Source organism: Paenibacillus durus ATCC 35681 (genome assembly GCF_000993825.1).
In the GTDB taxonomy this organism is placed as follows: domain Bacteria; phylum Bacillota; class Bacilli; order Paenibacillales; family Paenibacillaceae; genus Paenibacillus_AQ; species Paenibacillus_AQ durus_B.
On sequence record NZ_CP011114.1, the window covers coordinates 1,158,692 to 1,182,223 of the forward strand.

24 protein-coding genes are annotated in these 23,532 nt (G+C 50.6%); 19 read left to right on the forward strand and 5 right to left on the reverse strand.

What is annotated here, in order from left to right; genetic code table 11:
* Positions 1-268 precede the first annotated feature (268 nt).
* Both VK70_RS05140 and VK70_RS05145 read left to right on the forward strand, forming a co-directional pair.
* Complete coding sequence (locus tag VK70_RS05140; protein WP_025698065.1) at positions 269-1,864, forward strand: amidohydrolase; 1,596 nt, start codon at positions 269-271, stop codon at positions 1,862-1,864.
* Between the two features lie 102 nt (positions 1,865-1,966).
* The gene (locus VK70_RS05145; protein ID WP_025698067.1) at positions 1,967-2,872 is read left to right on the forward strand and encodes a hypothetical protein; all 906 of its coding nucleotides are present in this window, start codon (positions 1,967-1,969) and stop codon (positions 2,870-2,872) included.
* Between the two features lie 135 nt (positions 2,873-3,007).
* Here VK70_RS05145 and VK70_RS05150 read toward each other — a convergent pair whose 3' ends face one another.
* On the reverse strand, positions 3,008-3,454 hold the full coding sequence (locus VK70_RS05150; protein WP_025698068.1) for a hypothetical protein: 447 nt from the start codon (positions 3,452-3,454) through the stop codon (positions 3,008-3,010).
* 160 nt (positions 3,455-3,614) lie between these two features.
* On the opposite strand from VK70_RS05150, the gene VK70_RS05155 reads away from it, so the two are divergent.
* Complete coding sequence (locus VK70_RS05155) at positions 3,615-3,998, forward strand: DUF423 domain-containing protein (RefSeq protein ID WP_025698070.1); 384 nt, start codon at positions 3,615-3,617, stop codon at positions 3,996-3,998.
* A gap of 49 nt (positions 3,999-4,047) precedes the next feature.
* On the opposite strand, the gene VK70_RS05160 is transcribed toward VK70_RS05155, so the two are convergent.
* The gene (locus tag VK70_RS05160; protein WP_051505169.1) at positions 4,048-4,593 is read right to left on the reverse strand and encodes a hypothetical protein; all 546 of its coding nucleotides are present in this window, start codon (positions 4,591-4,593) and stop codon (positions 4,048-4,050) included.
* 203 nt (positions 4,594-4,796) lie between these two features.
* Here VK70_RS05160 and VK70_RS05165 point away from each other — a divergent pair, with 203 nt between their 5' ends.
* From VK70_RS05165 to VK70_RS05225, 13 genes are all read left to right on the forward strand, one after another.
* Positions 4,797-5,099, forward strand: coding sequence for a YunC family protein (locus VK70_RS05165; protein ID WP_025689971.1), 303 nt, complete (start codon positions 4,797-4,799; stop codon positions 5,097-5,099).
* A gap of 304 nt (positions 5,100-5,403) precedes the next feature.
* Complete coding sequence (locus tag VK70_RS05170; protein ID WP_025698073.1) at positions 5,404-5,865, forward strand: Dps family protein; 462 nt, start codon at positions 5,404-5,406, stop codon at positions 5,863-5,865.
* A 236-nt stretch (positions 5,866-6,101) separates the two neighbouring features.
* Positions 6,102-6,674, forward strand: a complete 573-nt coding sequence (locus tag VK70_RS05175; RefSeq protein WP_025698075.1) for a DUF1802 family protein — start codon at positions 6,102-6,104, stop codon at positions 6,672-6,674.
* 227 nt (positions 6,675-6,901) lie between these two features.
* On the forward strand, positions 6,902-7,684 hold the full coding sequence (sufC, locus tag VK70_RS05180) for a Fe-S cluster assembly ATPase SufC (RefSeq protein WP_025689975.1): 783 nt from the start codon (positions 6,902-6,904) through the stop codon (positions 7,682-7,684).
* Between the two features lie 25 nt (positions 7,685-7,709).
* On the forward strand, positions 7,710-9,011 hold the full coding sequence (gene sufD / locus VK70_RS05185; RefSeq protein ID WP_025698077.1) for a Fe-S cluster assembly protein SufD: 1,302 nt from the start codon (positions 7,710-7,712) through the stop codon (positions 9,009-9,011).
* The gene (locus VK70_RS05190) at positions 9,008-10,231 is read left to right on the forward strand and encodes a cysteine desulfurase (protein WP_025698079.1); all 1,224 of its coding nucleotides are present in this window, start codon (positions 9,008-9,010) and stop codon (positions 10,229-10,231) included. The genes sufD and VK70_RS05190 overlap by 4 nt, the downstream gene beginning before the upstream one ends.
* Positions 10,218-10,652: a Fe-S cluster assembly sulfur transfer protein SufU gene (gene sufU, locus VK70_RS05195; RefSeq protein WP_025698081.1), complete on the forward strand. Its 435-nt coding sequence runs from the start codon at positions 10,218-10,220 to the stop codon at positions 10,650-10,652. Before VK70_RS05190 ends, sufU begins: the two co-directional genes overlap by 14 nt.
* 23 nt (positions 10,653-10,675) lie before the next feature.
* Positions 10,676-12,073 carry a Fe-S cluster assembly protein SufB gene (gene sufB, locus VK70_RS05200; RefSeq protein ID WP_025690805.1) on the forward strand — a complete coding sequence of 466 codons (1,398 nt, stop codon included), beginning with the start codon at positions 10,676-10,678 and terminating at the stop codon, positions 12,071-12,073.
* A gap of 144 nt (positions 12,074-12,217) precedes the next feature.
* Positions 12,218-12,799, forward strand: coding sequence for a hypothetical protein (locus VK70_RS05205; RefSeq protein WP_025698082.1), 582 nt, complete (start codon positions 12,218-12,220; stop codon positions 12,797-12,799).
* A 124-nt stretch (positions 12,800-12,923) separates the two neighbouring features.
* A complete protein-coding gene (locus tag VK70_RS05210) occupies positions 12,924-13,334 on the forward strand; it encodes a VOC family protein (protein WP_025698084.1) in 411 nt (136 codons plus the stop codon).
* Positions 13,335-13,639: 305 nt separating this feature from the next.
* Positions 13,640-15,400 carry an ABC transporter ATP-binding protein gene (locus tag VK70_RS05215; RefSeq protein WP_025698086.1) on the forward strand — a complete coding sequence of 587 codons (1,761 nt, stop codon included), beginning with the start codon at positions 13,640-13,642 and terminating at the stop codon, positions 15,398-15,400.
* A gap of 80 nt (positions 15,401-15,480) precedes the next feature.
* Positions 15,481-17,259 (forward strand): ABC transporter ATP-binding protein, encoded by a 1,779-nt coding sequence (locus VK70_RS05220; RefSeq protein ID WP_046724095.1) that lies wholly within the window; start codon positions 15,481-15,483, stop codon positions 17,257-17,259.
* Positions 17,260-17,335: 76 nt separating this feature from the next.
* Positions 17,336-17,938, forward strand: coding sequence for a class I SAM-dependent methyltransferase (locus tag VK70_RS05225; protein WP_233277828.1), 603 nt, complete (start codon positions 17,336-17,338; stop codon positions 17,936-17,938).
* A gap of 69 nt (positions 17,939-18,007) precedes the next feature.
* On the opposite strand, the gene VK70_RS05230 is transcribed toward VK70_RS05225, so the two are convergent.
* Positions 18,008-18,430: a hypothetical protein gene (locus VK70_RS05230; protein WP_025698091.1), complete on the reverse strand. Its 423-nt coding sequence runs from the start codon at positions 18,428-18,430 to the stop codon at positions 18,008-18,010.
* Positions 18,431-18,803: 373 nt separating this feature from the next.
* Here VK70_RS05230 and VK70_RS28225 point away from each other — a divergent pair, with 373 nt between their 5' ends.
* Positions 18,804-19,040, forward strand: a complete 237-nt coding sequence (locus tag VK70_RS28225; RefSeq protein ID WP_158454049.1) for a hypothetical protein — start codon at positions 18,804-18,806, stop codon at positions 19,038-19,040.
* On the opposite strand, the gene VK70_RS05235 is transcribed toward VK70_RS28225, so the two are convergent.
* Together VK70_RS05235 and VK70_RS05240 are read right to left on the reverse strand one after the other, a co-directional pair.
* On the reverse strand, positions 18,985-20,019 hold the full coding sequence (locus tag VK70_RS05235) for an HD-GYP domain-containing protein (protein ID WP_025698092.1): 1,035 nt from the start codon (positions 20,017-20,019) through the stop codon (positions 18,985-18,987). The genes VK70_RS28225 and VK70_RS05235 overlap by 56 nt on opposite strands.
* 165 nt (positions 20,020-20,184) lie before the next feature.
* On the reverse strand, positions 20,185-20,907 hold the full coding sequence (locus VK70_RS05240) for a molybdenum cofactor biosynthesis protein (protein ID WP_025698093.1): 723 nt from the start codon (positions 20,905-20,907) through the stop codon (positions 20,185-20,187).
* A gap of 136 nt (positions 20,908-21,043) precedes the next feature.
* On the opposite strand from VK70_RS05240, the gene VK70_RS05245 reads away from it, so the two are divergent.
* Both VK70_RS05245 and VK70_RS05250 read left to right on the forward strand, forming a co-directional pair.
* Positions 21,044-22,483: a bifunctional metallophosphatase/5'-nucleotidase gene (locus VK70_RS05245; RefSeq protein ID WP_025698094.1), complete on the forward strand. Its 1,440-nt coding sequence runs from the start codon at positions 21,044-21,046 to the stop codon at positions 22,481-22,483.
* Between the two features lie 192 nt (positions 22,484-22,675).
* Positions 22,676-23,500 carry an undecaprenyl-diphosphate phosphatase gene (locus VK70_RS05250; RefSeq protein WP_025698096.1) on the forward strand — a complete coding sequence of 275 codons (825 nt, stop codon included), beginning with the start codon at positions 22,676-22,678 and terminating at the stop codon, positions 23,498-23,500.
* Positions 23,501-23,532 lie beyond the last annotated feature (32 nt).

A 23,532-nucleotide genomic window follows, 5' to 3' on the forward strand; every position in this document is an offset into this window, starting at 1 on the left:
TGTAAGAAACGAAATTCACTCGCGGGCTGCGGCGGTAACCGATGTTTTACTAGGGTGAGATAACAGCCGGACGACGGTAGCTTAGCAGTTGTACCTAAAGTATATTCACGGACGCAAGGGATATGTGCGCTCAGCTGAGCGGAGATGGAGGCTTAGAAAAATGCAAAATGACAGGCTTGCGGTGAAGTTATGGTTTGCGTTATGTTAGCCTATATTCGAGAAATTGCGAACATTCAGGCAGGTAGAGGGCAATGAGGGGGGGATAACGATGCCAGGCATTTTATTCACGAACGGAAGAGGAATCCAAGACGCTCGTGCCGGAGCCAATTCCATATATACCGAGAACGGAATCATAGCGGCGATCGGGACGAAGCGCGAGTTGCAGCTTCAACTGGCGGGGCGGGATTATAGGACCGTCGATTGGGACGGGGGCTATGTGCTGCCGGGACTTGCAGACTCCCATCTGCATCTTGGAATGCAGGGCATGAAGCTGGATATGCTGGACTTTACGGGCATCACCTCTAAGGAAGAAATGTTGAGATTGATCGCGGAACACGCGAGAACGACTCCACCGGGCGGCTGGATTCTCGGGCTTAACTGGAATGAAAATGAGTTCAGACCGGCGGAAGCTCCGCACAAGCGTGAGCTCGATGAAATTACGGACAGGCATCCGGTATTTCTTACAAGAACCTGCTTTCACGCCTACCTTGGCAACAGCGAGGCGTTCCGTCTGGCCGGCGTGACGGAGTCGACTCCAGATTCCCCTTCCGGCGCATACGGCCGCGGTGCGGACGGCGGCCTGAACGGATGGATCTATGAAGACGCCTCGCTTCCGTTTGCGGCTGTCCAGCCTGCGCCGAGCTATGACGCATTGAAAGGAGCTATGCGCCGGGCCTGTCAGCACGCGCTGTCGCTGGGACTGACCGGAGCGCATACCGAGGACCTGCGCCTGCTCGGCAGCATGGATACGATGCTGCGCATCCACCGGGAGCTGCGCGAAGAGGGAGTATATTTCCGTACACATCAGCTGCTGTACTATCCGTTCCTCCAGGAGGCGGAGGAGCTTGGGCTTCGCCCCGGCGATGGCGATGAATGGCTGCGCATCGGCGCGGTCAAGCTCTTTTCCGACGGCGCGATTGGAGGACGGACGGCGCTGCTTGCCAGGCCCTACAGTGATGCGCCGCATACCTCCGGTATTGCCATTCATACCCAGGCGAGGCTGAATGAGATCGTCGCTGCGGCACGCCGGAGTGCCTTCCCGGTTGCCGTTCACGCTATCGGCGATGCGGCGGCCGATTTGACGCTGACCGCAATGGAAAGCGCGCCGCTGCCGAAGGATGCGCCGCTGCCGGACCGTTTCATCCATGCCCAAGTATTGAACGCGGCGCTCGTGGAACGAATGCGGGCATTGCGGCTGATTGCCGATATTCAGCCCCGGTTTGTCGCCAGCGATTTTCCGTGGGTGCTTGATCGGGTCGGCGAAGAGAGGAAGAAATATTTATACGCTTGGAGGAAGCTGCTGGCCGCAGGCATTACCTGTGCGGGCGGAAGCGACGCGCCGATTGAGCCCTTGAATCCTTTTCTCGGCCTGCATGCGGCTGTGACGCGACGCAAACCGGATGAGACCCATTCCGGCTATTTGCCGGAAGAAAAGCTCACGGCGGCGGAAGCGCTCCGGCTGTTCACCGAAGGAAGCGCCGCTGCCGCCGGAGAAGCGCATGAACGCGGACGCATCGCCGTAGGCATGCGCGCCGACTTCACTGTAATTGACCGGGACATTTCGGCCAGCGCGGAGGAAATGCTTGCTGCTGAAGCCCGGATGACGGTAGTTAACGGCAAAATCGCGTACAGCGCCTCCCGCTAGAAGCGCCGCAGCTCCATAAATTCATTTGCAACCTTGGCGCGGGATGGAACGTTTAGAAGGTAGAATGTGTGCAGTACGAGAATCTTAAGGAGGCATGAGAACATGAAACCTCATTATTCCATATCAGTCGCGGCAGCTATTGCCGCATTCATGCTCGCCCTAACCGGTTGCGGGGGAAATGGGCCGGCCGCTGTTCCAACTGATGCGCCTGCTACGGCCTCACAGGCAACTGCGACAAGTCCGGAGCCGAGCGCGCCTGAACCGTCCCCTTCACCAAGTGAGCCCGCAGGCGGGGAAACGCAACCGATAAAGGGAACCGGCGTCTATAATGGACAAATCGACAACCATTCGATCGAAATTCAGACGGAGGAGGGGCCGGTTGCCTTTGAGCTCGGAGCCGGAATGGAGAATATACCGGAAACGCTGAATGAAGAAGACCAAGTCGTCTTTGAATACGTGGAAAAAGCAGTGAATGGCGACGCTTCCCTCAAGCAGCGGGTGCTCACCAAGCTGGCCGCCTCGGGCGGAGTGACGGGAAAGGGAACCGGACTGCCGCAGACGAAGCAGCTGGAGCTTATGCTTGAAGGCAGCCGTGAAGTAAAGAATGCGACACTCGCATCAGGCAACGGATACTCGCTCTATGTATTCGACATTCTTGCCTTCGACTCGGCAAAGGGAAGACTTTACTTGAAGGCGGACCCCGGCTATTATGCCGACATTGAGAAACTTCCTTCGGACTTTAATCTTGATGCTCTGCTGGCTGAAGGGCGTGAAGAACTGTCCAAGACCGGAGAAGTCAAGGAGCTGAAGGGTCAAGAGCGAGCAAGTCAGCTGCCAGATGCGCGGCTGCTTCTAACCGCTTCCGGCGATGGCGGAACGAGAAAATATATCGTAACCGAAACGGACGGACAGGGATACATCATTAGAATGAATATTCCGTATGGCGATGCTACGGAAGGTTTTCCGCCGCATGCCTTTGCTTCGCTGAGTACGCTTGTGAACCGGTAATCGATTGTGTAAATTCGCCGCTATAGGCACAAAAAAGGTCTCTTCGATCTTGCCGCTGAGCTTCAAGGGCAAGCGAAGGGACCTTGTGTATTCGTTACGTCCCGTATTCCTGCAAGGAGGGCAGCGGCCCTCCCCCTATTGCAGGGAGCCTGCATGAAATAGAACCACCGTGAACAGCAGCAGGAACAGAAGCAGAATTAACCCGTTGATGATCGTGCCGATGATCCCGAATACTTTGCGCCTTCCCCGCAGGGCAAGACCGATGATGCCCACCACTACGCCGATGACATTGAGCGCCGCAAGCGCAAGTATGGCCAGGCCGAGAAACAGGAAGGCTCCGCTTGTTTCGCCTTTCAGCACACCCGTTTCATCTAACACTGGCGCGATTAAGGTTCCGGCGACTATGAAAGAGACGATGTATCCCGCCAGCGCAACCATGGCAATGACAAAAGAAGCGATGCCTGGGCCGGAATGCTTGATGACCCGTGGTTCCTCCTGATAGGGTGCGTAGCCGGAATTGTCGCCGCCGGGAATGGCTGCATTTTGCGGCGCGTGATTAGATCGATAATCTTGTTCATTCATAAATATTGGTGCACTCCTTTTCGATCATTATGTATATATCCAATTGTTCACAAAGCGGCGTTAAATGCAAGCAAAAGGAACAAATATGAGGATACTGGATTTGGAGCCTTCCCATCCGTTATGATGGAAATATACAGTACAAAATAAGGAGTTGTCTTATTTGCAGCGTACATTTATAGGCTTAGGGGCTTTACTCGCCATGCTGGGGGTAGCGGTAGGCGCTTTTGGCGCTCATATCCTGAAATCCTCGCTTGGGGAGAGCGCTATGGCGGTGTATGAAACGGGTGTGCATTATCATCTGGTGCATGCGCTGGGACTTCTGATTGTCGGCATTGCCGCAGGGCAATGGGGGGAGAGTTCACGGCTGAGATGGTCGGGCTGGCTGCTGCTTGCTGGAATCATTCTATTCTCGGGCAGTCTGTACGTGCTGAGTATTTCCGGAATTAAAGTGCTGGGGGCAATAACCCCTCTGGGCGGAGTGTGCTTCATTGCAGGCTGGCTGCTGCTTGCTCTGGAGGCTTTTTCCCGTAACAATAAGTCATAAGACCCAAAGGGCGCCTTTAGACTATTTGGTCTAGGCGCCCTTTGGGATTTTACAAAAACTCGTCGATTTCATTCAGCCTGAACGTGTAAACCTGTTTCTCGTCAACGTGGTAGACGTTAAGCGTGGCGGACGCTTCGTCGAAATTCAGAATACGGCATGGCATGGATATCTGCTTGCCTTGACGGTTGGCTCTTAACCGGACGAGCCGATTGTCCCGGATAAAAGCGCGAATCTGGCCGAGAGGGTCGGCGTGACTTTCAATCGGCTTACCATTACCTGGTTCATTGCCGGGATTTGCCGGCGAAACGGGATTTTGCGGCGGTACGGCAGACTTCGGAAGTACAGCAGGGCGAATGCCAGACTGTGTTCCAGAATGAGTTTGTTCCTGCCCCGATATCGTTTGCAGGGGATCGAGAAGGCTGGCAATGGTTTTTCCCAGGGGCAGTTCCGATTGAATTCTGAAGTCGCCGACAACATCGCTGCTGTTCATTAATTCAAGCAAATATTGCAGTGCAAGCCGGTTGGTACGGGCATTTATCAAGATGTCGACATTAAACAAGTAATGCTCGTCTGCACTCAGCGATTTATTATCCATATATCCCCCAGCTTTATTCATAGGAATGGTTCTTTGTATATAAACTATAACATTAAACATGAAATAGTTATAGAGTAGAGTTTGAAAAAAATAGGTCTTATGTCTCCGGTATCTTTTGAAAATTTGGGACCATCGTCCACACACTGGCTTCCCCTTAGGCATAAACATACAGCGGGGTATGACAACGAGGGAGGTGCCAATAAATGGTGACAATGGTTCCAGTTGCAGTCGGCGGTCACATTATGCTTGGAGTTGAGGTGAAGCTGCCCAAAACGACGCTGCTGACAATCAGCAATGATAGAGGTTATATTATGTGCGGCGCGCTTGATGTCGGGCTGCTTAACGAACGTTTGGCAGACCGGGGCATCATTGCAGGCAGAGCGGTAGGGGTTCGGACGCTGGAGCAGCTGCTTGAAGCTCCTCTGGAGTCGGTTACGGTAGAAGCGGAAAAGCTTGGAATAGTTCCCGGGATGAAAGGGTCCGAAGCTCTGCTTAAGATGATTTAGTTCAATACTGCGGAATGAATGGGGCCAAGCGGGCCCTTTTTTTTATATAGATGTAGAATAAGTTGCATATTTATGAAAGAAGTGAACGGTGTTAAAAAGAGGATGAGGCGGATAAGCAAGGTCTTCTCCGAGCATTCTACATAAGAAAGGAACATATCCTGTGTTTTGACAAAATTTTGGATATTCAATTTTTTAGGGTTTCGCCAAGCCGAGTATCAGGGTAATTGGACAGTAGAACAGCGGTGCAGGGGCCGGATATTAATAACAAGCCGGCTAAAATTTTGGATAAAGGAAGGGATAAGCTATGGCTAAAGCAACGAACAAAGTGAGTTCTACCTCTATCGAGCAAGTACTAAACCGGCAGGTCGCTAACTTGAACGTATTATACGTCAAATTACACAATTTCCACTGGTTTGTAAAAGGCGAGCAATTCTTCACCCTTCATGTTAAGTTCGAAAAGCTATACGATGAAGTTACTGAGAAAATGGACGAGGTAGCCGAACGCCTGCTGAGTATTAAAGGAACCCCTGCGGCGACAATGAAGGAATATCTTGAGATTGCGACGATTCAGGAAGCAACCGGCAAGGAAGACAGCCGCGCCATGCTTCAATCGTTGATTGAAGACTTTACGACTATAGCTGAAGAGTTAACTGAAGGCATTGAGCTTGCAGAGGAAGCTAGCGATCAGCCTACGGCAGACCTGTTCATCAAAATACGCAGTGATTTCGAGAAGCATTCCTGGATGCTGCGCTCTTTCCTCGGCTGAGATCAAGCTTAGCCGGTGTTATTCACTGCGGAAATTCTTTTGCAACTATAGAGAAGCCTCCCTCACGGAGGCTTTTTCTGTTATTTTTCAGACAACTTTCTTGACTTCAGGGCTAGCTTCGGCATATCCAGGATTTGACGGAAGGTTCTTTAACATCAGCCTGTCGAAATGGAGCGAATGACGCTATAATAGATACATAAGCAGCTAGAAATCAAGGATAGGAAGGAGATAAGGGGATGAATCTTAACCCTGTCGCTTTGAAAGAATGGGCCTCAGCTATTGATGTTCTTTCCAGGGGAGAGCAGATTATGCTTCTGCGAAAAGGAGGCATTAAGGAAGAAACCCGGCGATTCGAACTCAAGAGCCATTCCTTTTATTTGTTTCCGACCTACGAGCATCAACGAACCCATCTGGTCAAGGAGCCGTACCGGACTTCAGTGGAACGTTCAATTTCGGAATTTGATGCCAGGGCCACCCATGTGAGGATCACCGCTTATGCCGAGGCCGTCGATGATCTTGAGGTACGCGATTTTGAACAACTTGAACGGCTTAATCCCTATCATATGTGGACCGGGAATTTGGCCGAAGAACGGCTGAAATGGAAGGCGAAGGAACCTTTGCACGTACTGCTGCTCAAAGTATACAAGCTGGAAAAGCCTGCCGAAATCGAGATGCTTCCGGAATACGGCGGGTGCCGTTCCTGGATCGAGCTTGCTGTTCCTCCGGATAATACTTCGCTAAAACCTGTTTTGAGCGATGAAGCCTTTGAAGAAAAGCGAAGAAGTATTAAATTCATATTAGGGCAATAATATGACAATTATCATGAGCAATTCCTGAAAAACCCATGAAAATGAAAATTTCAGTTTGAAAATACGGGTTTATTATAATAAAATGGGTGAAAATCATTGATAATCACTGAGAATCAATTTATAATTATTATAATTTGATAAGCACTATAATACACGGTGTAGGGATCAGGGCAACCTGTTGCAATATTTCTGATTTCGCAAATCGATCAATGGAGGGAATGAACGTTATGGCAGCAGAATTTGTCATTGAGGGTTTGAAAGCGACGATTGAGGGGAAAGAGATCTTGAAGGGATTTAACCTTCAGATGAAGGGCGGCGAGGTTCATGCCATCATGGGCCCGAACGGCACTGGTAAAAGTACTCTGGCGTCTTCGCTGATGGGTCATCCGAAATATGAAGTGACGGAAGGAACCGTAACCCTTGAGGGTGAAGATGTGCTGGAGATGTCCGTTGACGAGCGCGCCCGCGCCGGATTGTTCCTTGCTATGCAGTATCCAAGCGAAATCGCCGGTGTAACGAACTCCGACTTTCTGCGCAGTGCGATCAACGCGCGCCGCGAAGAGGGAAGTGAAATTTCGCTGATCAAGTTTATCCGCCAAATGGAAGGTAAGATGAAAGATTTGGAAATGAATCCGGAGTTCATGCACCGCTATTTGAATGAAGGCTTCTCCGGCGGCGAGAAGAAACGCAACGAAATTTTGCAAATGCTGCTGCTTGAACCGAAAATTGTGATTTTGGATGAAATCGATTCGGGTCTGGATATCGACGCGCTGAGGGTTGTCGCGCAGGGTGTAAACTCCATGCGAAGCGAAGACCGCGGTTTCCTGGTTATCACTCACTACCAACGTCTGCTTAACTACATCAAACCCGACTTTGTTCATATTATGATGCAAGGCAGAATCGTAAAATCCGGAGGCCCTGAGCTTGCCGAGCGATTGGAAGCCGATGGTTATGAATGGGTGAAGGAAGAACTGGGGATCGAAGATGAAACTGTAGGGCAGGAAGCTTAAGAACGCCTGGAAGGAGGAGACCATAATGACTACGCAAACCATTCTTCCGGTGGACGCCGGCCGATTGAGCGAACTGTCGCTGAGAAGCGGCGAGCCGGAATGGCTGAAGGAAAGCCGTCTTAAGGCGCTGGAGCTGGCCGCGGAACTGGAATTGCCGAAGCTGGAGAAGACTCGGATTGACCGCTGGAATATTAACAATTACGGCAGTTATAAAGAAAGCGCGGCGATCGCCGCATTGAACGAAGCGCCCACCGCCATTGCCGCGCTAGTAGGCAGCTCGGAGGAAGGAAGCCTTATTATCCAGCGGAATTCTGGAGCGGTCTATACACGGCTCGCACCGGAGCTGGCGGATCAGGGGGTAATCTTCACGGATCTGCAAACTGCGGTTAAGGAGCACGGAGAGCTGGTGCGGCGGTACCTGCATACTGCGGTCAAACCGGAGGAGCATTCGGTTGCGGCTCTGCACGCGGCGCTATGGAACGGTGGCGTATTCCTGTACATTCCGAAAAATGTAGTGGTCGACACACCGGTTCAGGCTGTATTCCTGACAGATGACGCGGAGGCTTCATTTGCTCCCCATGTTCTGATCGTTGCGGACAGCAACAGTTCGGTAACTTATGTTGACAACTATGTATCGGGCAAGAGCGAAGCAGGACTTCACAACGGCGCGGTGGAAGTGTTCGCCTGCGCCGGAGCGAAGGTTCGCTACGCGACAGTGCATCAATTCGGCGCGGATACTACGGATGTAACGTACCGCCGCGCGATCGTGGAGAATGACGGATCGGTCGAGTGGATTATCGGCGAAATGAACGACGGCGATACCGCCAGCGACACGAAGTCGGTGCTTAAGGGCAACGGGGCAAGCTCCGACGCAAAAGTCATCGCGGTGGGCTCAGGCTCGCAGAAGCTCAACTACACGACGCAGGCGCAGCATTTCGGCAAGAACACGCCAAGCAATATGATTACCCGTGCGGTTATGCGTGAGAACGCCACGTCGATTATCAACGGCATTACCAAAATCGAGAAAGGCGCAACGCGCGCTGACGGCCAGCAAACGGAAAAAGTGCTGATGCTTAGCCCTAAGGCGCGCGGCGACGCCAATCCGATTCTGCTTATAGATGAGGACGATGTGACCGCAGGTCATGCCGCTTCCGTAGGGCAGGTTAATCCGGAACAAATCTATTATCTGATGTCCCGCGGTATTTCGCGTTCGGATGCAGAGAAACTGGTTATTTACGGCTTCCTTGCGCCGGTTGTGTCGCAAATTCCACTTGAGGGACTGCGTAATCAGCTTAAGTCTCTTGTGGAAAGGAAGTTGGGCCAATGAACAGCTCGATCCGGGAACTATTCCCTATCCTAAACCAGAATGTTAACGGCCACCCGCTCGTTTATCTGGACAGTGCGGCGACATCGCAGAAGCCGCGGCAGGTAATTGAAGCGGTCAAGGCTTACTACGAGCATGATAATTCCAACGTTCACCGCGGCGTCCATACGCTGGGCAGCCGCGCAACCGATGCTTATGAAGGAGCCAGAGAGAAGGTTGCCAGATTTATTAACGCCCATAGTACCAAAGAAATCGTATTTACCCGTGGTACGACGACGGCTCTTAATCTGGTAGCTTCCTCTTACGGTCCTTCCGCCGTCGGCGAGGGCGATGAGATCGTGATTACCCTAATGGAGCACCACAGCAACCTGATTCCGTGGCAGCAGCTCGCCAAGAAGACGGGAGCGACTCTTAAGTTCATTCCGCTGCAGAAGGACGGAACTATTCTGCTGGAGGACGCCGAGAAGACAATTACGGACAACACCAAGATCGTCTCCGTTGCCTATGTCTCCAATGTAATGGGCGTCACCAGCCCGGTAAAAGAAATTGCGGCCATCGCTCACCGCCACGGCGCGGTCATGGTCGTTGACGGCGCGCAGAGCACTCCGCATATGAAGGTTGATGTTCAGGATCTGGACTGCGACTTCTATGCTTTGTCCGGCCACAAAATGTGCGGGCCAACCGGCATCGGCGCCCTTTATGGCAAGAGAGCGCTGCTTGAAGCCATGGAACCGATTGAGTTTGGCGGGGAAATGATTGATGATGTCGGACTGTACGATTCGACCTGGAAGGAGCTTCCCTGGAAGTTCGAGGGCGGTACCCCGATCATCGCGGGCGCAGTCGGCCTGGGAGCGGCAATCGACTTCCTTCAAGAGGTCGGTCTGGATGAGATTCACCGGCATGAGATTAAACTCGCAGCCTATGCGGAGCAGCGTCTGGCCGAAATTGAAGGAATATCGATCTACGGACCGCGGGGCCGGGAAGTGGGCGTCATAACCTTCAATTTGGGGGATGTTCATCCGCATGACGTAGCCACTGTGCTTGATGCGGAAGGAATAGCGGTCCGGGCGGGCCACCACTGCTGTCAGCCGCTGATGCGTTGGCTGGAAGTTAGTTCTACTGCAAGGGCTAGCCTATACTTGTATAACACCGAAGAAGATATTGATCGGCTGGCCTCGGCATTAATCCGGACAAAGGAGTATTTCGCCGATGCAATTAGATGATTTGTACAGACGTGTAATCATGGATCATTATAAGAATCCCCGGAACCGCGGCTTGTTCGAAGACGATGCTATGAAGGTGGAGCTGAACAATCCTACCTGCGGCGACCGCATTACACTGCAGCTTAAAGTGGAAGACGGAATTGTAAAGGAAGCCCGGTATATCGGTGAAGGCTGCTCGATCAGCATGTCCTCCGCTTCGATGATGACCGAAGTGGTTAAAGGGAAGACAGTAGAGAAGGCGCTGGATTTAGCCAGCCGATTCTCTGCACTGATGAAAGGCGAGGACGTGACGTTCGACGATTACGAAGATTTAGAGGCCCTTTCCGGCGTTAATAAATTTCCGGCGCGGATCAAGTGTGCGACACTGGCCTGGAACGCGCTGCGCAAAGGCATCGATGAGGAAGAGCGGCAACACCACTAAATAAACTGAAGGAGGCGTACCCCATGGCCAAAAAAGCGCCTGAAATTGAAGAGTACAAATATGGTTTTCGGGACGAGCACAAGGCGGTATTTCAAACGGGTAAAGGGCTGACTCCGGAAATTGTCAAGGAAATCTCGGCGATTAAGAATGAGCCGCAGTGGATGCTGGACTTCCGTCTGAAATCGCTTGAGCAATTCGGTAAAATGCCACTGCCGCGTTGGGGCGGAAACCTTGACGAGCTGGATTTCAACGACATTCAGTACTATGTAAGACCATCCGAGAAGCAGGGCAAGACCTGGGAAGAAGTTCCTTCCGAAATCAAGGAAACATTCGATAAGCTCGGCATTCCCGAAGCGGAACAAAAGTTCCTTGCAGGTGTATCCGCACAGTACGAATCCGAGGTCGTCTACCATAGCATGCAGCATGATCTTGAAGAGCAGGGCGTAATATTTACGGATACGGACACGGCTTTGCGTGAGCATCCCGAGATCTTCAAGCAGTATTTCGGCACTGTAATCCCTCCGACCGACAACAAGTTCGCAGCGCTCAACAGCGCCGTTTGGTCGGGCGGAAGCTTTATCTACGTTCCAAAAGGCGTTAAATGCGAGATACCGCTGCAGGCTTACTTCCGGATCAACTCCGAGAATATGGGACAATTCGAAAGAACGCTGATCATTGCCGATGAGGACAGCTTCGTGCATTACGTGGAAGGCTGCACCGCTCCGGTCTACAGCACGAATTCGCTGCACAGCGCGGTCGTTGAAATCATCTGTAAAAAGAACGCGCGCGTCCGCTATACAACCATTCAGAACTGGGCGCCGAACATCTACAACCTCGTTACCAAACGCGCGGTTGCTGAAGAAAACGCGACGATGGAATGGGTTGACGGCAACATCGGTTCCAAACTGACGATGAAATACCCGGCGGTCGTCCTGAAAGGACGCGGAGCCAAGGGTTCCGTGCTCTCTATCGCGGTTGCCGGTAAAGGCCAGCACCAGGATGCCGGCGCCAAGATGATCCATCTGGCACCGGACACGACGTCTACCATCATTTCCAAGTCGATCAGTAAGCACGGCGGGAAAGTTACTTACCGCGGACTCGCTTCCTTTGGCCGTCAGGCGGAAGGCGCGAAGTCAAATATTAAATGCGATACGCTCATTATGGATAACGAATCTACTTCGGATACGATTCCTTATAATGAGATTATGAACGACAATATTACGCTGGAGCATGAAGCGACCGTCTCCAAGGTATCCGAGGAGCAACTCTTCTACCTGATGAGCCGTGGTCTTACGGAAGCCGAAGCGACCCAGATGATCGTAATGGGCTTCATTGAGCCGTTCACCAAGGAACTGCCGATGGAATACGCCGTCGAGATGAACCGTCTTATCAAGTTCGAAATGGAAGGAAGCATCGGCTAACCTTTAGGTGATCAAGGGTTTCCGGCTTGTGTAACATGCAAATACGTGTCCGCAGTGATCTTGACGCACTTTTGCCCAAGGCGCTCGGACACGTATTTTTTTACATAAATGAATGACTACATATCCAAGATTAGGAGGAATACGATGAGCTTTGTATCTGTTTTGGGCAGAAAGGATTTTTTATGCGTAATGAGCGATGGAACGTTAATAGGGGATAATAAAGAAATCTTGCAAGAAGATTATCAGAGATTTATCAATATCGGGAATCAAGCGTTTATTGCTTTTGCGGGCAGCCAAGGGCCGTGTGAAGAGCTGTCGGTGCAGATGCTGCCGTACTTTGATGTAAAGACGGATTTCTCTGTAATTCATAATGCGCTAGTCGATTTTTTCAATAGCGATGATTTGAATCAACGCGGAGTTAAGGTCATGATTGCTTTTGGCGGTATAAATCTTGACGGCAATATTGAATTTTTTACAGTGGATTCAGAAACGAACAAGAGCGAGAGGTACTTCCCGGAGGGGGAAGACCTTAAATTTTGCTTCTTACGCGGTGGGGATGCTCTAACCGATCTAAACGTTAAGGGAAAAATGATAGAGCTGCTGCAAACAACGGGCGCGAATACACCTACCGAATGTGTTTCCGCTCAAAAATTGCTGAATGATTATATTGCTGATCATGATGCTGAGGTAAATAAGAAAACTTCAAGAATGGTCATCAAAAAATGATAAGTGAATGCCTTACCTTTGCGGTGAGGCTTTTATTTTTGCTTAAACAGCTAGACAGGAACATATGTTCTGTGATAAGCTGTGAGTGGAAATTCAAACTCAGGAAGGAAAGGATGTTGAAGGCATGGCAAAGCTAACCCCCTACATTTTTTCGGAGGATGCAAGATCGCAGGCTGCGTTTTACACCGAGGCGCTTGGCGGAGAGGTTCTGGATGTTATGACATTCGCGGATGGTCCTGATCCGAATCCGGAGTACAAGGATAAGGTTATGCACCTGAGTTTTAAGGCGGCCGATATTCTATTCTATATGTGCGATTCCTTGTGGACGATTGAGCGGGGAAATGGGATGGCTCTTTTGCTGGAATTTTCGACCGAAGAAGAGGCTTATGCGGCTTTTGGCAAGCTGTCCGAAGGCGGCAAAGTAATCGACGCGCTGAAGCAGCAATTTTGGGGAGCGCACTTCGGCCAGCTTGAGGACAAGTATGGGGTGACGTGGCAAGTTATGACGGAGATGAAGGTACCTGAACCATCGTGATTAATCTGAAGCCGTTAAAGCCAGAAAATTTATAGTAGCAGGATAACGATGAGCGTTTCCGACAATGGGGACGCTTTTATTTATTTCTGATTTTTCTTTATACGCCAGTATTTGTGAGAAAAAGGAAGCATTTTATGAATCCGGGGGCGCATTTAGCTGGGTTAAGCGGTGTTTTCGCGTGGTTGGCGTTAAATATGGGCGTTTTTCCACTTTGCTCCATTATATTAGGAGTGATAAACTCCTTAAAGTCTCTAGAAATTGAAAGCGTTAAAGTTCGGAAACTTGTGAAAAAAAGGAGGAGAGACATGGATGTTCTTAGGCAACTGCGGGTTTTCTACCGGGAGAGGCTGCATTTTCTGATTCTATCGATTATTTGCTTGGCTGCCGCTACGGCCGTGGGGCTAATTACCCCTAACCTGTTAAGAAAGCTGATTGACGATGTTATCTTGCCCATGAAATTTAGTGAAGTTCCCCTGCTGGCGCTGACGGTATTAGCTGTTGTATGTTTGAAGGCATGTTTGCAGTTTGCACATGGATTTTTCGGAGGAAGGCTCGGGAATTACTTGGCTTACCGTCTTCGGAACGCGTGTTATGAGAAGCTGCAATTTTTATCGTTCCGTTATTATGACACTGCCAAGACCGGTGATCTCATGTCCCGGCTGACCGGCGATCTGGAAGCAATCCGTCATTTTATCGGCTTCGGATTTGCGCAGCTATTAAATGTCTTCTTCATGGTAGCGTTTGGATCGATGATGATGTTCTCACTGAATTGGCAGCTCACACTGGTTACGCTGGTTACGATGCCGTTCCTGGCCGCGGTTGCTTTTAAATTCGAAGGTCGTATCCACCCTGCTTTTCAGGAGATGCGGCAAGCGCTCAGCGAGCTGACGACAACGGTTCAGGAGAACGTTACCGGTGTGCGGACGGTCAAATCTTTTGCCAGAGAGCCGTATGAGGTCGATAAATTCTCCGGACGCAATGAGCGCTACAAGAATAATCAAATATACGCCGCCGAACTGTGGAGCAAGTTCTTCCCGGCTATGGAGTTTCTGGCCTGCGTTTGTGTAGCGATTCTGCTTGGAGTGGGGGGAACCCTTGTTATTAACAAGCAAATGACGCTCGGCGAGCTTGTCGCTTTTTTCAGTCTAATCTGGTATATTATTGCGCCTGTATGGGGTCTCGGGTTTCATATTAACAACTATACGCAGTCAAAGGCTTCCGGAGAGAGAGTGCTGGAGGTGTTGAATCATTGGATTGATGTACAGGACAAACCGGATGCGGTAGAGCTGAATTCGGCCGAAGTTAAGGGTCATATCGTCTTTGACCATGTTACCTTTGCTTACGGGAATAAGGTGCCGGCGGTTACGGATATTCATTTTGAAGCCAAACCGGGATCGGTCATCGGCTTTCTGGGCGGAACCGGATCGGGCAAATCGACGATTATTCAACTGCTGATGCGTGCTTATGATGTAGATGAGGGAAGCATTAGGCTTGACGGAACTGATATCAGGGAGCTGGGAGTGCGGAGTCTCAGATCGCAGATCGCCGCCGTGTTCCAGGAGACCTTTTTGTTCTCGTCCTCCATTCGGGGAAATATCGCTTACGGGCTGAAAGAGGTAACGATGGAGGAGGTCATCCGGGCGGCAAAATTAGCCAAGGCGCATGATTTTATTATGGAAATGCCGGAAGGCTATGACACCGTTGTAGGTGAGCGCGGCATGGGTCTATCGGGAGGCCAGAAGCAGCGGATCGCCATCGCGAGAGCCCTGCTGATGAACCCGCGGATCTTGATTCTTGACGACGCCACCAGCGCGGTCGATATGGAAACAGAACATGAAATACAAACCGGCTTCCAGGAGGTTATGCGCGGCCGGACGACGCTCATCATTGCTCACCGGATCTCATCTCTCCGCCACGCCGATCAGATTATCATTATGGACGAAGGGCGAATTGTGCAGCAGGGGACCCATGAGGAACTGATTGGCATGCCCGGGGCATACCGGGATGTATACCGGATTCAATACGCCGATTATTTGGCGAAGGCCGCCGGAGGTGAACACCAGTGAATAATGTAACGGCGAGTAGAACGAATAAAGCTCCGGATTCTCTAAAATCAGGAACAAACGTACCGGTACAGGAGAGATTTATTTACAAGGATGACGATGTCATCGATAAAGCTTTTGACTGGAAACAATTTACACGGTTGTTCGGCTACATGAAGCCGTATGCCAGACAAATGCTGCCGCTTGTCATGCTGATGATGGTGCTTGGGACGATCACGAAGCTGATGGTTCCGTTTCTGACCAGTCTGGCGATCGACAAGGCGATTGTCCCTAAGAACGGGAGCCCGAATCCGGCATTGCTATATATGCTGACGGCAGGCGTCATCGTACTATATATCGTGCAGTGGATCGCGGGTGTGTTCCGTATTAAATATACAAATGTGATCGGTCAAAAAGTGATTTATGATCTTCGTTCCGATCTGTTCAAGCATATTCAGAAGCTGTCGTTCAACTTCTTCGACAAGCGTCCGGCCGGTTCGGTACTGGTGAGAGTCACTAATGATATTAACTCTCTTCAGGATCTATTCACGAACGGGGTTGTGAACTCAATTATCGACTGCGTGCAGCTTGCCGGTATTGTCGTTATATTATTGGTGCTGAACTGGAAGCTGGGACTTGCGGTCATGGTCACCGTTCCGATTATGTTCCTTGTCTCGACCAAGTACCGCCGGACGATTCGGATAGCCTGGCAGGCGGTACGGATCAAAAACTCGCGAATCAACTCCCATTTGAACGAGTCGATTCAGGGCATCCGGGTAACCCAGGCGTATACCCAGGAGCTTGAGAACATGAATTACTTCGATACAATGAACAGGGACAGCAAGAAGTCCTGGGATAAGGCGTCGGCAATGAACCAAGGATTCGGGCCGATTATTGAGGTGACAGGCGGGCTCGGAACGCTGGTTCTGTTCTGGTTAGGCGCCTATATGATACAGACAGGCAATCTGACCGTCGGCGTGCTCGTTGCATTCAGCACATACGTGAGCAATTTCTGGGACCCGATCAATCGGCTCGGGCAGACCTACAATCAGCTGCTCGTAGCGATGGCTTCCTCGGAACGGATCTTTGAGTATTTGGATGAAGAGCCGCTTGTTCAGGACAAACCGGAGGCCAAGCCGCTGCCTACCATTCACGGAGATATTTCCTTTGAACGGGTCTATTTCGAATATGAAAAAGGGCGTGCGGCGCTGAAGGGAATTGATCTCGAAGTCTCAGCCGGGCAGTCGATTGCGCTTGTCGGCCATACCGGTTCGGGCAAGAGTACCATTATTAATTTGATTGGACGCTTCTACGATATTACAGGGGGCAGAATTGCAATAGACGGCCAAGACATTCGTGATGTCACGCTAAATAGTCTCCGAAGCCAGATTGGAATCGTGCTTCAGGACACATTCATCTTCTCCGGAACGATCAGGGACAACATCCGGTTTGGAAGACTGGACGCAAGCGACCTGGAAGTAGAGGAAGCGGCCAAAGCGGTAGACGCCCATGATTTTATTATGAAGCTGCCGGACGGCTACGAAACCCAGGTAGAGGAGCGCGGCAGCGCACTGTCGATGGGCCAGCGTCAGCTGTTGTCTTTTGCCCGGGCGCTACTGGCCAATCCGCGCATTCTGATTCTGGATGAAGCGACAGCGAGCATCGATACCGAAACGGAGCTGAAAATCCAGGAGGCGCTGAAGGTGCTGCTCAAAGGCCGTACTTCGTTTATCGTCGCCCACCGATTGTCCACAATCCGCCATGCGGATCAAATCGTCGTCCTCGACCATGGGGAAATCAAAGAAATGGGAAATCATCAAGAATTGACAGAACAACAAGGCATTTATAACGGTCTGATCGAAGCGCAGTTCCGCTTTCTGTAATATCTGGCTTGGCTGCCGCAACTGCCACCTTCGAAAAGTCCCTAGTTTAAAGAAGGAGTTGAAAGCTTTGAAGGAAGTGTTCAAGCAAGTCCCTTTATACAGATTTCTGTACTTTTGCAATGAAGTTAATCTTGATCGGGTGGTACTGGATTGCGGTGCGGGAGGCGAAACTCCGCCTTTAAGTTTATTCTCGGAATTCGGATATTCGACGTTCGGCATTGAGTACGATATCAAACAAATGAAACTGGCCGGGGAATACGCCAAAGCCAAAAATCAAGAATTAAATATAACGCAAGGCGACATGAGGAAATTGCCCTTTGGAGATAAAACGATGAGTTTTGTTTACTCCTACAACTCCGTATTCCATATGACAAAAGCGGAGGTTGAGCTTTCCATAGCCGAAATGAAGCGGGTTCTAAAGCCTGGGGGCCTGCTGTTTGTTAATTTTCTCACAACCCATGATTTTCGATGCGGGCAGGGCGTTAAGGTGGGGGATAATCAATATGAGCAATTCGATGATGATCTTCCCGTTATTCATTCTTATTACAAGGAAGGTGAACCTGACCCATTATTCAGCGAAATGGATACGTTATATAAAGAGGACAGGGTATTGGAGAGGATATATAACGGGGAAAAGATTCGTCAGGGGTTCGTCGATTATATTCTACAAAAGAATTGAAACAGCAAAAGAGACTGCGTCTTTTCTTTTTCGACAGACGCAGTCTCTTAATTAAATTGTGAACAATCGTCACAGCTTTTGAATCTTGAACACAAAGCGCCATGTTGCCGTATTTCCGGAATATCGTCCGCGGTTCTCTACCACGGTAACATTTAAGGTCTTGTTAATAGAGGATTTGATGGAAGCGACTTTGACCGTGGCATTGGCTGTTCCGTCTTCGGGATATTTATCTTGTTCCTGCGCTTCCACGCGAAGCTTGATCGAGCCCGAAGAGCTTACGTTTACCGTTACGGATGATCCTTCCTCAAGCTCCTTGCCGTTTACATAACCGCCCCACCACCACTCGTTGCCTACATGCTCATTGTGAACCAGTTCAGCGCTTACCAAGGTCACTTTTACCTTTACCGTCTTGCCCGCCGCAAAAAGTGACTGGGAGGAGAGGATAAAGGCCAACATCAACAAAAAACCTGCTCTTACCGCCTGCTTAAGCATAATACATCTCCCTTTAGTATCTATTTTCTTCCAATTATACACCCAATATTTACTAGGAACATAGAACTATATGGAAAAAATATGTACAAGCTGTATCCATTTTTTGACTGATCGCAAAGTAACAGCTTGAACAGGACTGATAAATTATAATACATTCGACTAATCTATCCGCCGTAAAATTCGGTTCATTCGAGTTTTCTGGATAGGAGCAGTATGCGCTTTTAATATGTGCGGAAGCAGATGCGCCTTCATTAAAGTAAGTGCATGTCTGCTTGTTATACAACTGCGCCTCCTATCCAGGTTAGCGGACAGGGGGCTTTGTATTTTGGAGAGGAGATAAGATTTTGCCCGAGTATAGGAGTGAGGGACTTATATGACAAGCTATCGATATGAGATTATCGAACGGCTTCCAACGGTTACGGAGCATAACTTCTTATGGCAATCCGTCGGATGGGGAGAAATCGATGCGGAAATGACGAAACGCTCCATTGCAGGCTCCGTGCATGGAGTGGTCGCGGTCTGCAATTGCCCATGGGCGGAGCCTGCCGAAATCCTTAATCCATATAAATCTCAACAATTGCTAAATTCCGTTCACGGGAAAGATCAATGAAGCGTCCTCCGCTTTGTACGAGGGGGCGAAACACGTCGGTTGTATTATTCAAAATAATAACGCCCATATCGCCGGTGCTGAGCAGCACTCTTTTACCAATAAAGTTCGGCATAAGATGCTGGATAAAAGCTTGTACGGACTTGCCGTTCAGCTTGCCGAAGCCGAGATTATGCAGCTCCCGCAATACGCCGATGAGTTCCTGTTTCGATTGATACACCCGGGAAGTCGTCATAGCGCTGTAAACGTCCGCAACCGCGGCGATTTTGGCGTACGGATGAATCTCGTCTTTTACCAGATTGGAGGGATAGCCGGAGCCGTCCTCGCGTTCATGATGCTGAAGAGCAACGAGTGCCGTGCTGTGGTCGCTCATGGAGTTGCGGATGATCTCGTAACCATATGTAGTATGCCGCTGGATTTCCTGAAATTCCTCCGGAGAGAGCTTACCGGGCTTCTTCAGAATGTCTGCCGGAATGCGGCATTTGCCGATATCGAGCAAATAGCCTGCCCGCGAAATTTCGTAGCATTCCTTCTTGGAATAGCCAAGCCATAAAGCAATATAATAAGTTAGCATACCGACCTGAAGAGAATGGATGTAAGTATAATCGTCATCACGATCCAGCAGAAGGAGCAGAGAAACGACATCTTTATTCTGATCGAGCGAATTCAGCAGAGGGTTCAGGATATCGTCAACCATGGTCTGGTTGAAGCTTCCTTTGGTCAGCGCCTCCAGATAGAGGGATTCAAAGCCTTCTATGGTTTGGTCGAATTGCGTAGTTACCGACTGAATAACAGACGGGGCCGAGGGGGTCAACTGTGCGGGACCTTCAATGTCAACATAGTCCACGCCATGCAGCAAAAGCTTATTAATGTCATCTTCCCGGAGCTGAGCTCCTTTGGACAATATAAGAATGCCCCGGTTGCTAAAGGTATCTTCCTTCAGGAGATCACCGGGCTTTAAATCCGTGATGTGCACTTTCAAATCCTATGCCACCTCTACCTGTTATTATTTAAAAATATAAGAATGTATTAGCAGCACGCTTATACATGTTCTTCTATTTCTGCGAGAAACGGATACAGCCTCTAAATGAAGTTGCAGCCGTTCTTTCTTGAGCATAACAAGAAAAGGTGAATTTCACAATGAAAATCATTGGGAAATTATAGGCCAATTGTCACGATAAGCCTTGTCGGCGCCCTTCCATTCCTCAGACGAAGCGCCTATGTCTTTTTTCCATATTGGAACCATACGTTTCAGCTCTTCGATCGCGAAGCGGCTTGCTTCATAGCAGGCGTCGCGATGCGGGGTGGAAACGGCGATGACAACACTGGCTTCCTTCAATCCAACATGTCCGATCCGATGAGAAATGGCGCAGCGCGCCTGCCAGCGTTCCATAACCTCACGGCCGATTTCCTCAAACTTGGAGAGAGCCATCGGAACATAAGCCTCGTAGTGAAGAGCCTCTGTCCGCTCGTCTCCGGTTATTTCCCGTGTTGTCCCGACAAAGACAAGCGAAGCGCCATGATCTTTGTCCAGCACTTTATCCAGGATGTCCTCCGTACGGAGCGGCTGCTCCGTTACGGTATACAATCCATTCTCGCTGCTGCCCTCCTCAGGGGCAGGCTCCCCCCCGGAAACCGGAGGGATAAGCGCCACTTCAGAGGAACCAGAGATAACCGTGTCTTCCGGAGCATATTCGCGATCAATGGCAACCATGGAAACGCTGATCTGACCGGCGGCTTCGGGATAGGAAGCGGACAGCAGCTCCTTGAGTGTACCGGCAGTTACCTGAGGCTCGGCTACGTGGAAATCCAGGACCTGGGAGCCGATCGCTTCGGCCAGCCCCGCGAAAAGACGAATTGAAATTTGCATGTTGGGTTCACCTCGTAAATGATCGTAATGACTACAATATACCATATTGGCATTGAAAATGTTATGCTAGGCTCTAAAGACATACTGCCTGCCGCCTCTTATGAGGGCGGCTATAAAGCCGGAAGGAGCTTGGACGATGAGGCCTGAAACAGAGCGACTTACGATTCTTCATACCAACGATATTCACAGCCACTTCGAAATGATGAGCCCGCTCGCAGCCGCTATCACTAGGCAGAGAACAGAAGCTCAAGACGGCATCGTACTGCTCTTTGATATTGGCGATCATATGGACAGGGCCGACGCGGCAACCGAAGGAACGATGGGCCAGGCGAATATCGATATGATCAACCTTACAGGCTATGACGCCGTTACGATCGGGAACAATGAAGGCCTGACGTTTTCAAAAGAGATTCTGACAGGCGTCTTTGCCGGCATCCAGTGTCCGGTCGTATGCTGCAATTTGGTAGAGACGGCAACCGGCAATCCCCCGCTTTGGATGAAGCGCCACACGATTCTGGAAAGAGAGGGGGTTAGGATCGGAGTTACGGGAGCAACCGCGCCCTTTGCCCCGTTCTATTCGCTGCTCGGTTGGGATGCGCTGGAGCCGGAAGAATGTCTCCGGGAAGAGTGCCGGCTGCTCACGCCTCAGGTGGATGTTCTAATTATCCTTTCCCATCTGGGCCTGCCGGTTGACAAGCTGCTTGCGGAGCGATTGGACGGCGTCCACGCCATTCTGGGCGGACATACCCATCATGTGCTGGAGCAGCCGCTGATCATTGGCGGTACGGCCGTATGCGGCGCAGGTAAATTCGGGCGATACCTGGGACGGCTAGTATTCGAACGCGGCGAAGAGAATGGGCTTTTCCGGTATGTAACGGGTGAGAGCTTCCCCGTCAATCCCTCGCTCTCCGAATCCGCGGTTTCCGATGCGGCCATGCTCCATTTGGAACGCGGAAATGAAGCATTGAGCGAGACGGTCGCCATTACCGACCGGAGCCTCGCGCTTGATATCAGTGGAGAATCGCCCTTTGCCAATCTGCTGGCGCAGTCGGTGAGACGTTTCACGGGGACTGCGTTCTCGCTGGTAAATGCCGGTCAACTGCTCGGACCGCTTCCTAAGGGGGAGATTACGGCAGGTATGCTGCATGCGCTTTGTCCTTCCCCGATTAATCCGTGCGTTATGCGGCTGTCCGGCAGAGATATCCGCATCGCGCTGAAGCAGAGTCTGGCCGCCGAGTTCCGTGAGAAGGTCATTTACGGTTACGGCTTCCGGGGAGAACGGCTCGGCGGTCTGGCGGTGGACGGAATAAAAATACTGTACGATCCCCGAGCGATGCCGTATGATAAAAATATTGCAGTTTTTGTCGACGGACAGCCGCTTGAGGACACCAGGGAGTATTCCGTCGGAACGATCGATATGTTCACTTTTCGTACGGGATATGAGTCAATAGGCAATGGACAGGACGTTCTGTTCCTGCTGCCTCATTTCCTGCGGGACCTGCTGCGGATGGAATTGCAGCGTCCGGGAAGTCTGGACGAGTGCGCGCAAGCCCGCTGGGAACCGATAATTCTCTAGCGGAGCGCCAGGTTTTTTTCAAAATATAAGAAAGTATAAGCTTCGCGCTTATCATTTGCCTTATATTTCTACGAGAAACGATACCTAAAAGCGATACTCGTATCGCTACTTCGGAAGCTTAAGCTGCTAACAGGACGGCGCAGCCGTTTCTTCTTGTTTACTCAAAATCGCAGAACTGTTTAGGAGGCCAATATGGACACGATTACAGCCATTATTCTAGCCATTGTTGAAGGGATTACCGAATTTATTCCTGTTTCCTCTACCGGCCACATGATTCTGACCTCACGGCTGCTTCAATTTAACGAACAGAGTGATTTGATGAAGACGTTTGAAATTGTCATTCAACTGGGGGCGATTCTCGCCATCGCGCTCGTCTACCGTCGCCGCATACTCGATCTGCTGGGAATCGGCCGCAAAAGGGATGGAGGGGGCGTTATGCCCCGCTCGCGGCTTAACCTCATCCATGTCATTTTAGGCATCGTTCCTGCGCTGGCCGTGGCTTTTTTCGCCCGAGATTTTATCAAGAGCCTGTTTGGAGCCAGTACGGTGCTGTGGGCGCTTGTCGCAGGCGGGATTCTGATGATCATTGCCGAATGGGTCAACAAGCGCAAAATTCGGGTCACCGCGGAAGAAATGGACGACATATCCTACGGACAGGCCCTGGCGATCGGACTGTATCAGATTATTTCCGTGCTGTGGCCTGGCTTCTCGCGGTCCGGCTCGACGATCTCTGGCGGTATGCTGACCGGCGTCAGCTATAAGGCTTCGGCCGACTTCTCTTTTTTGATCGCCATTCCAATCATGTGCGCTGCTTCAGGGTATGAACTGCTCGATTCGTATAAGGAGATTACCGGCGATATGATTGGAATCTTTGCGATCGGATTTCTGGTTTCGTTCGTTGTAGCTTACGTCGTCGTTATTTTGTTCATGCGTCTGATTCAAAAAATCCGGCTCACCCATTTTGCCATCTACCGCTTTGTACTGGCCGCCTGTTTCTGGCTGTTCGTAATGCGCTGATATCTACTGCCGCGGCGACGTTATAACAATGG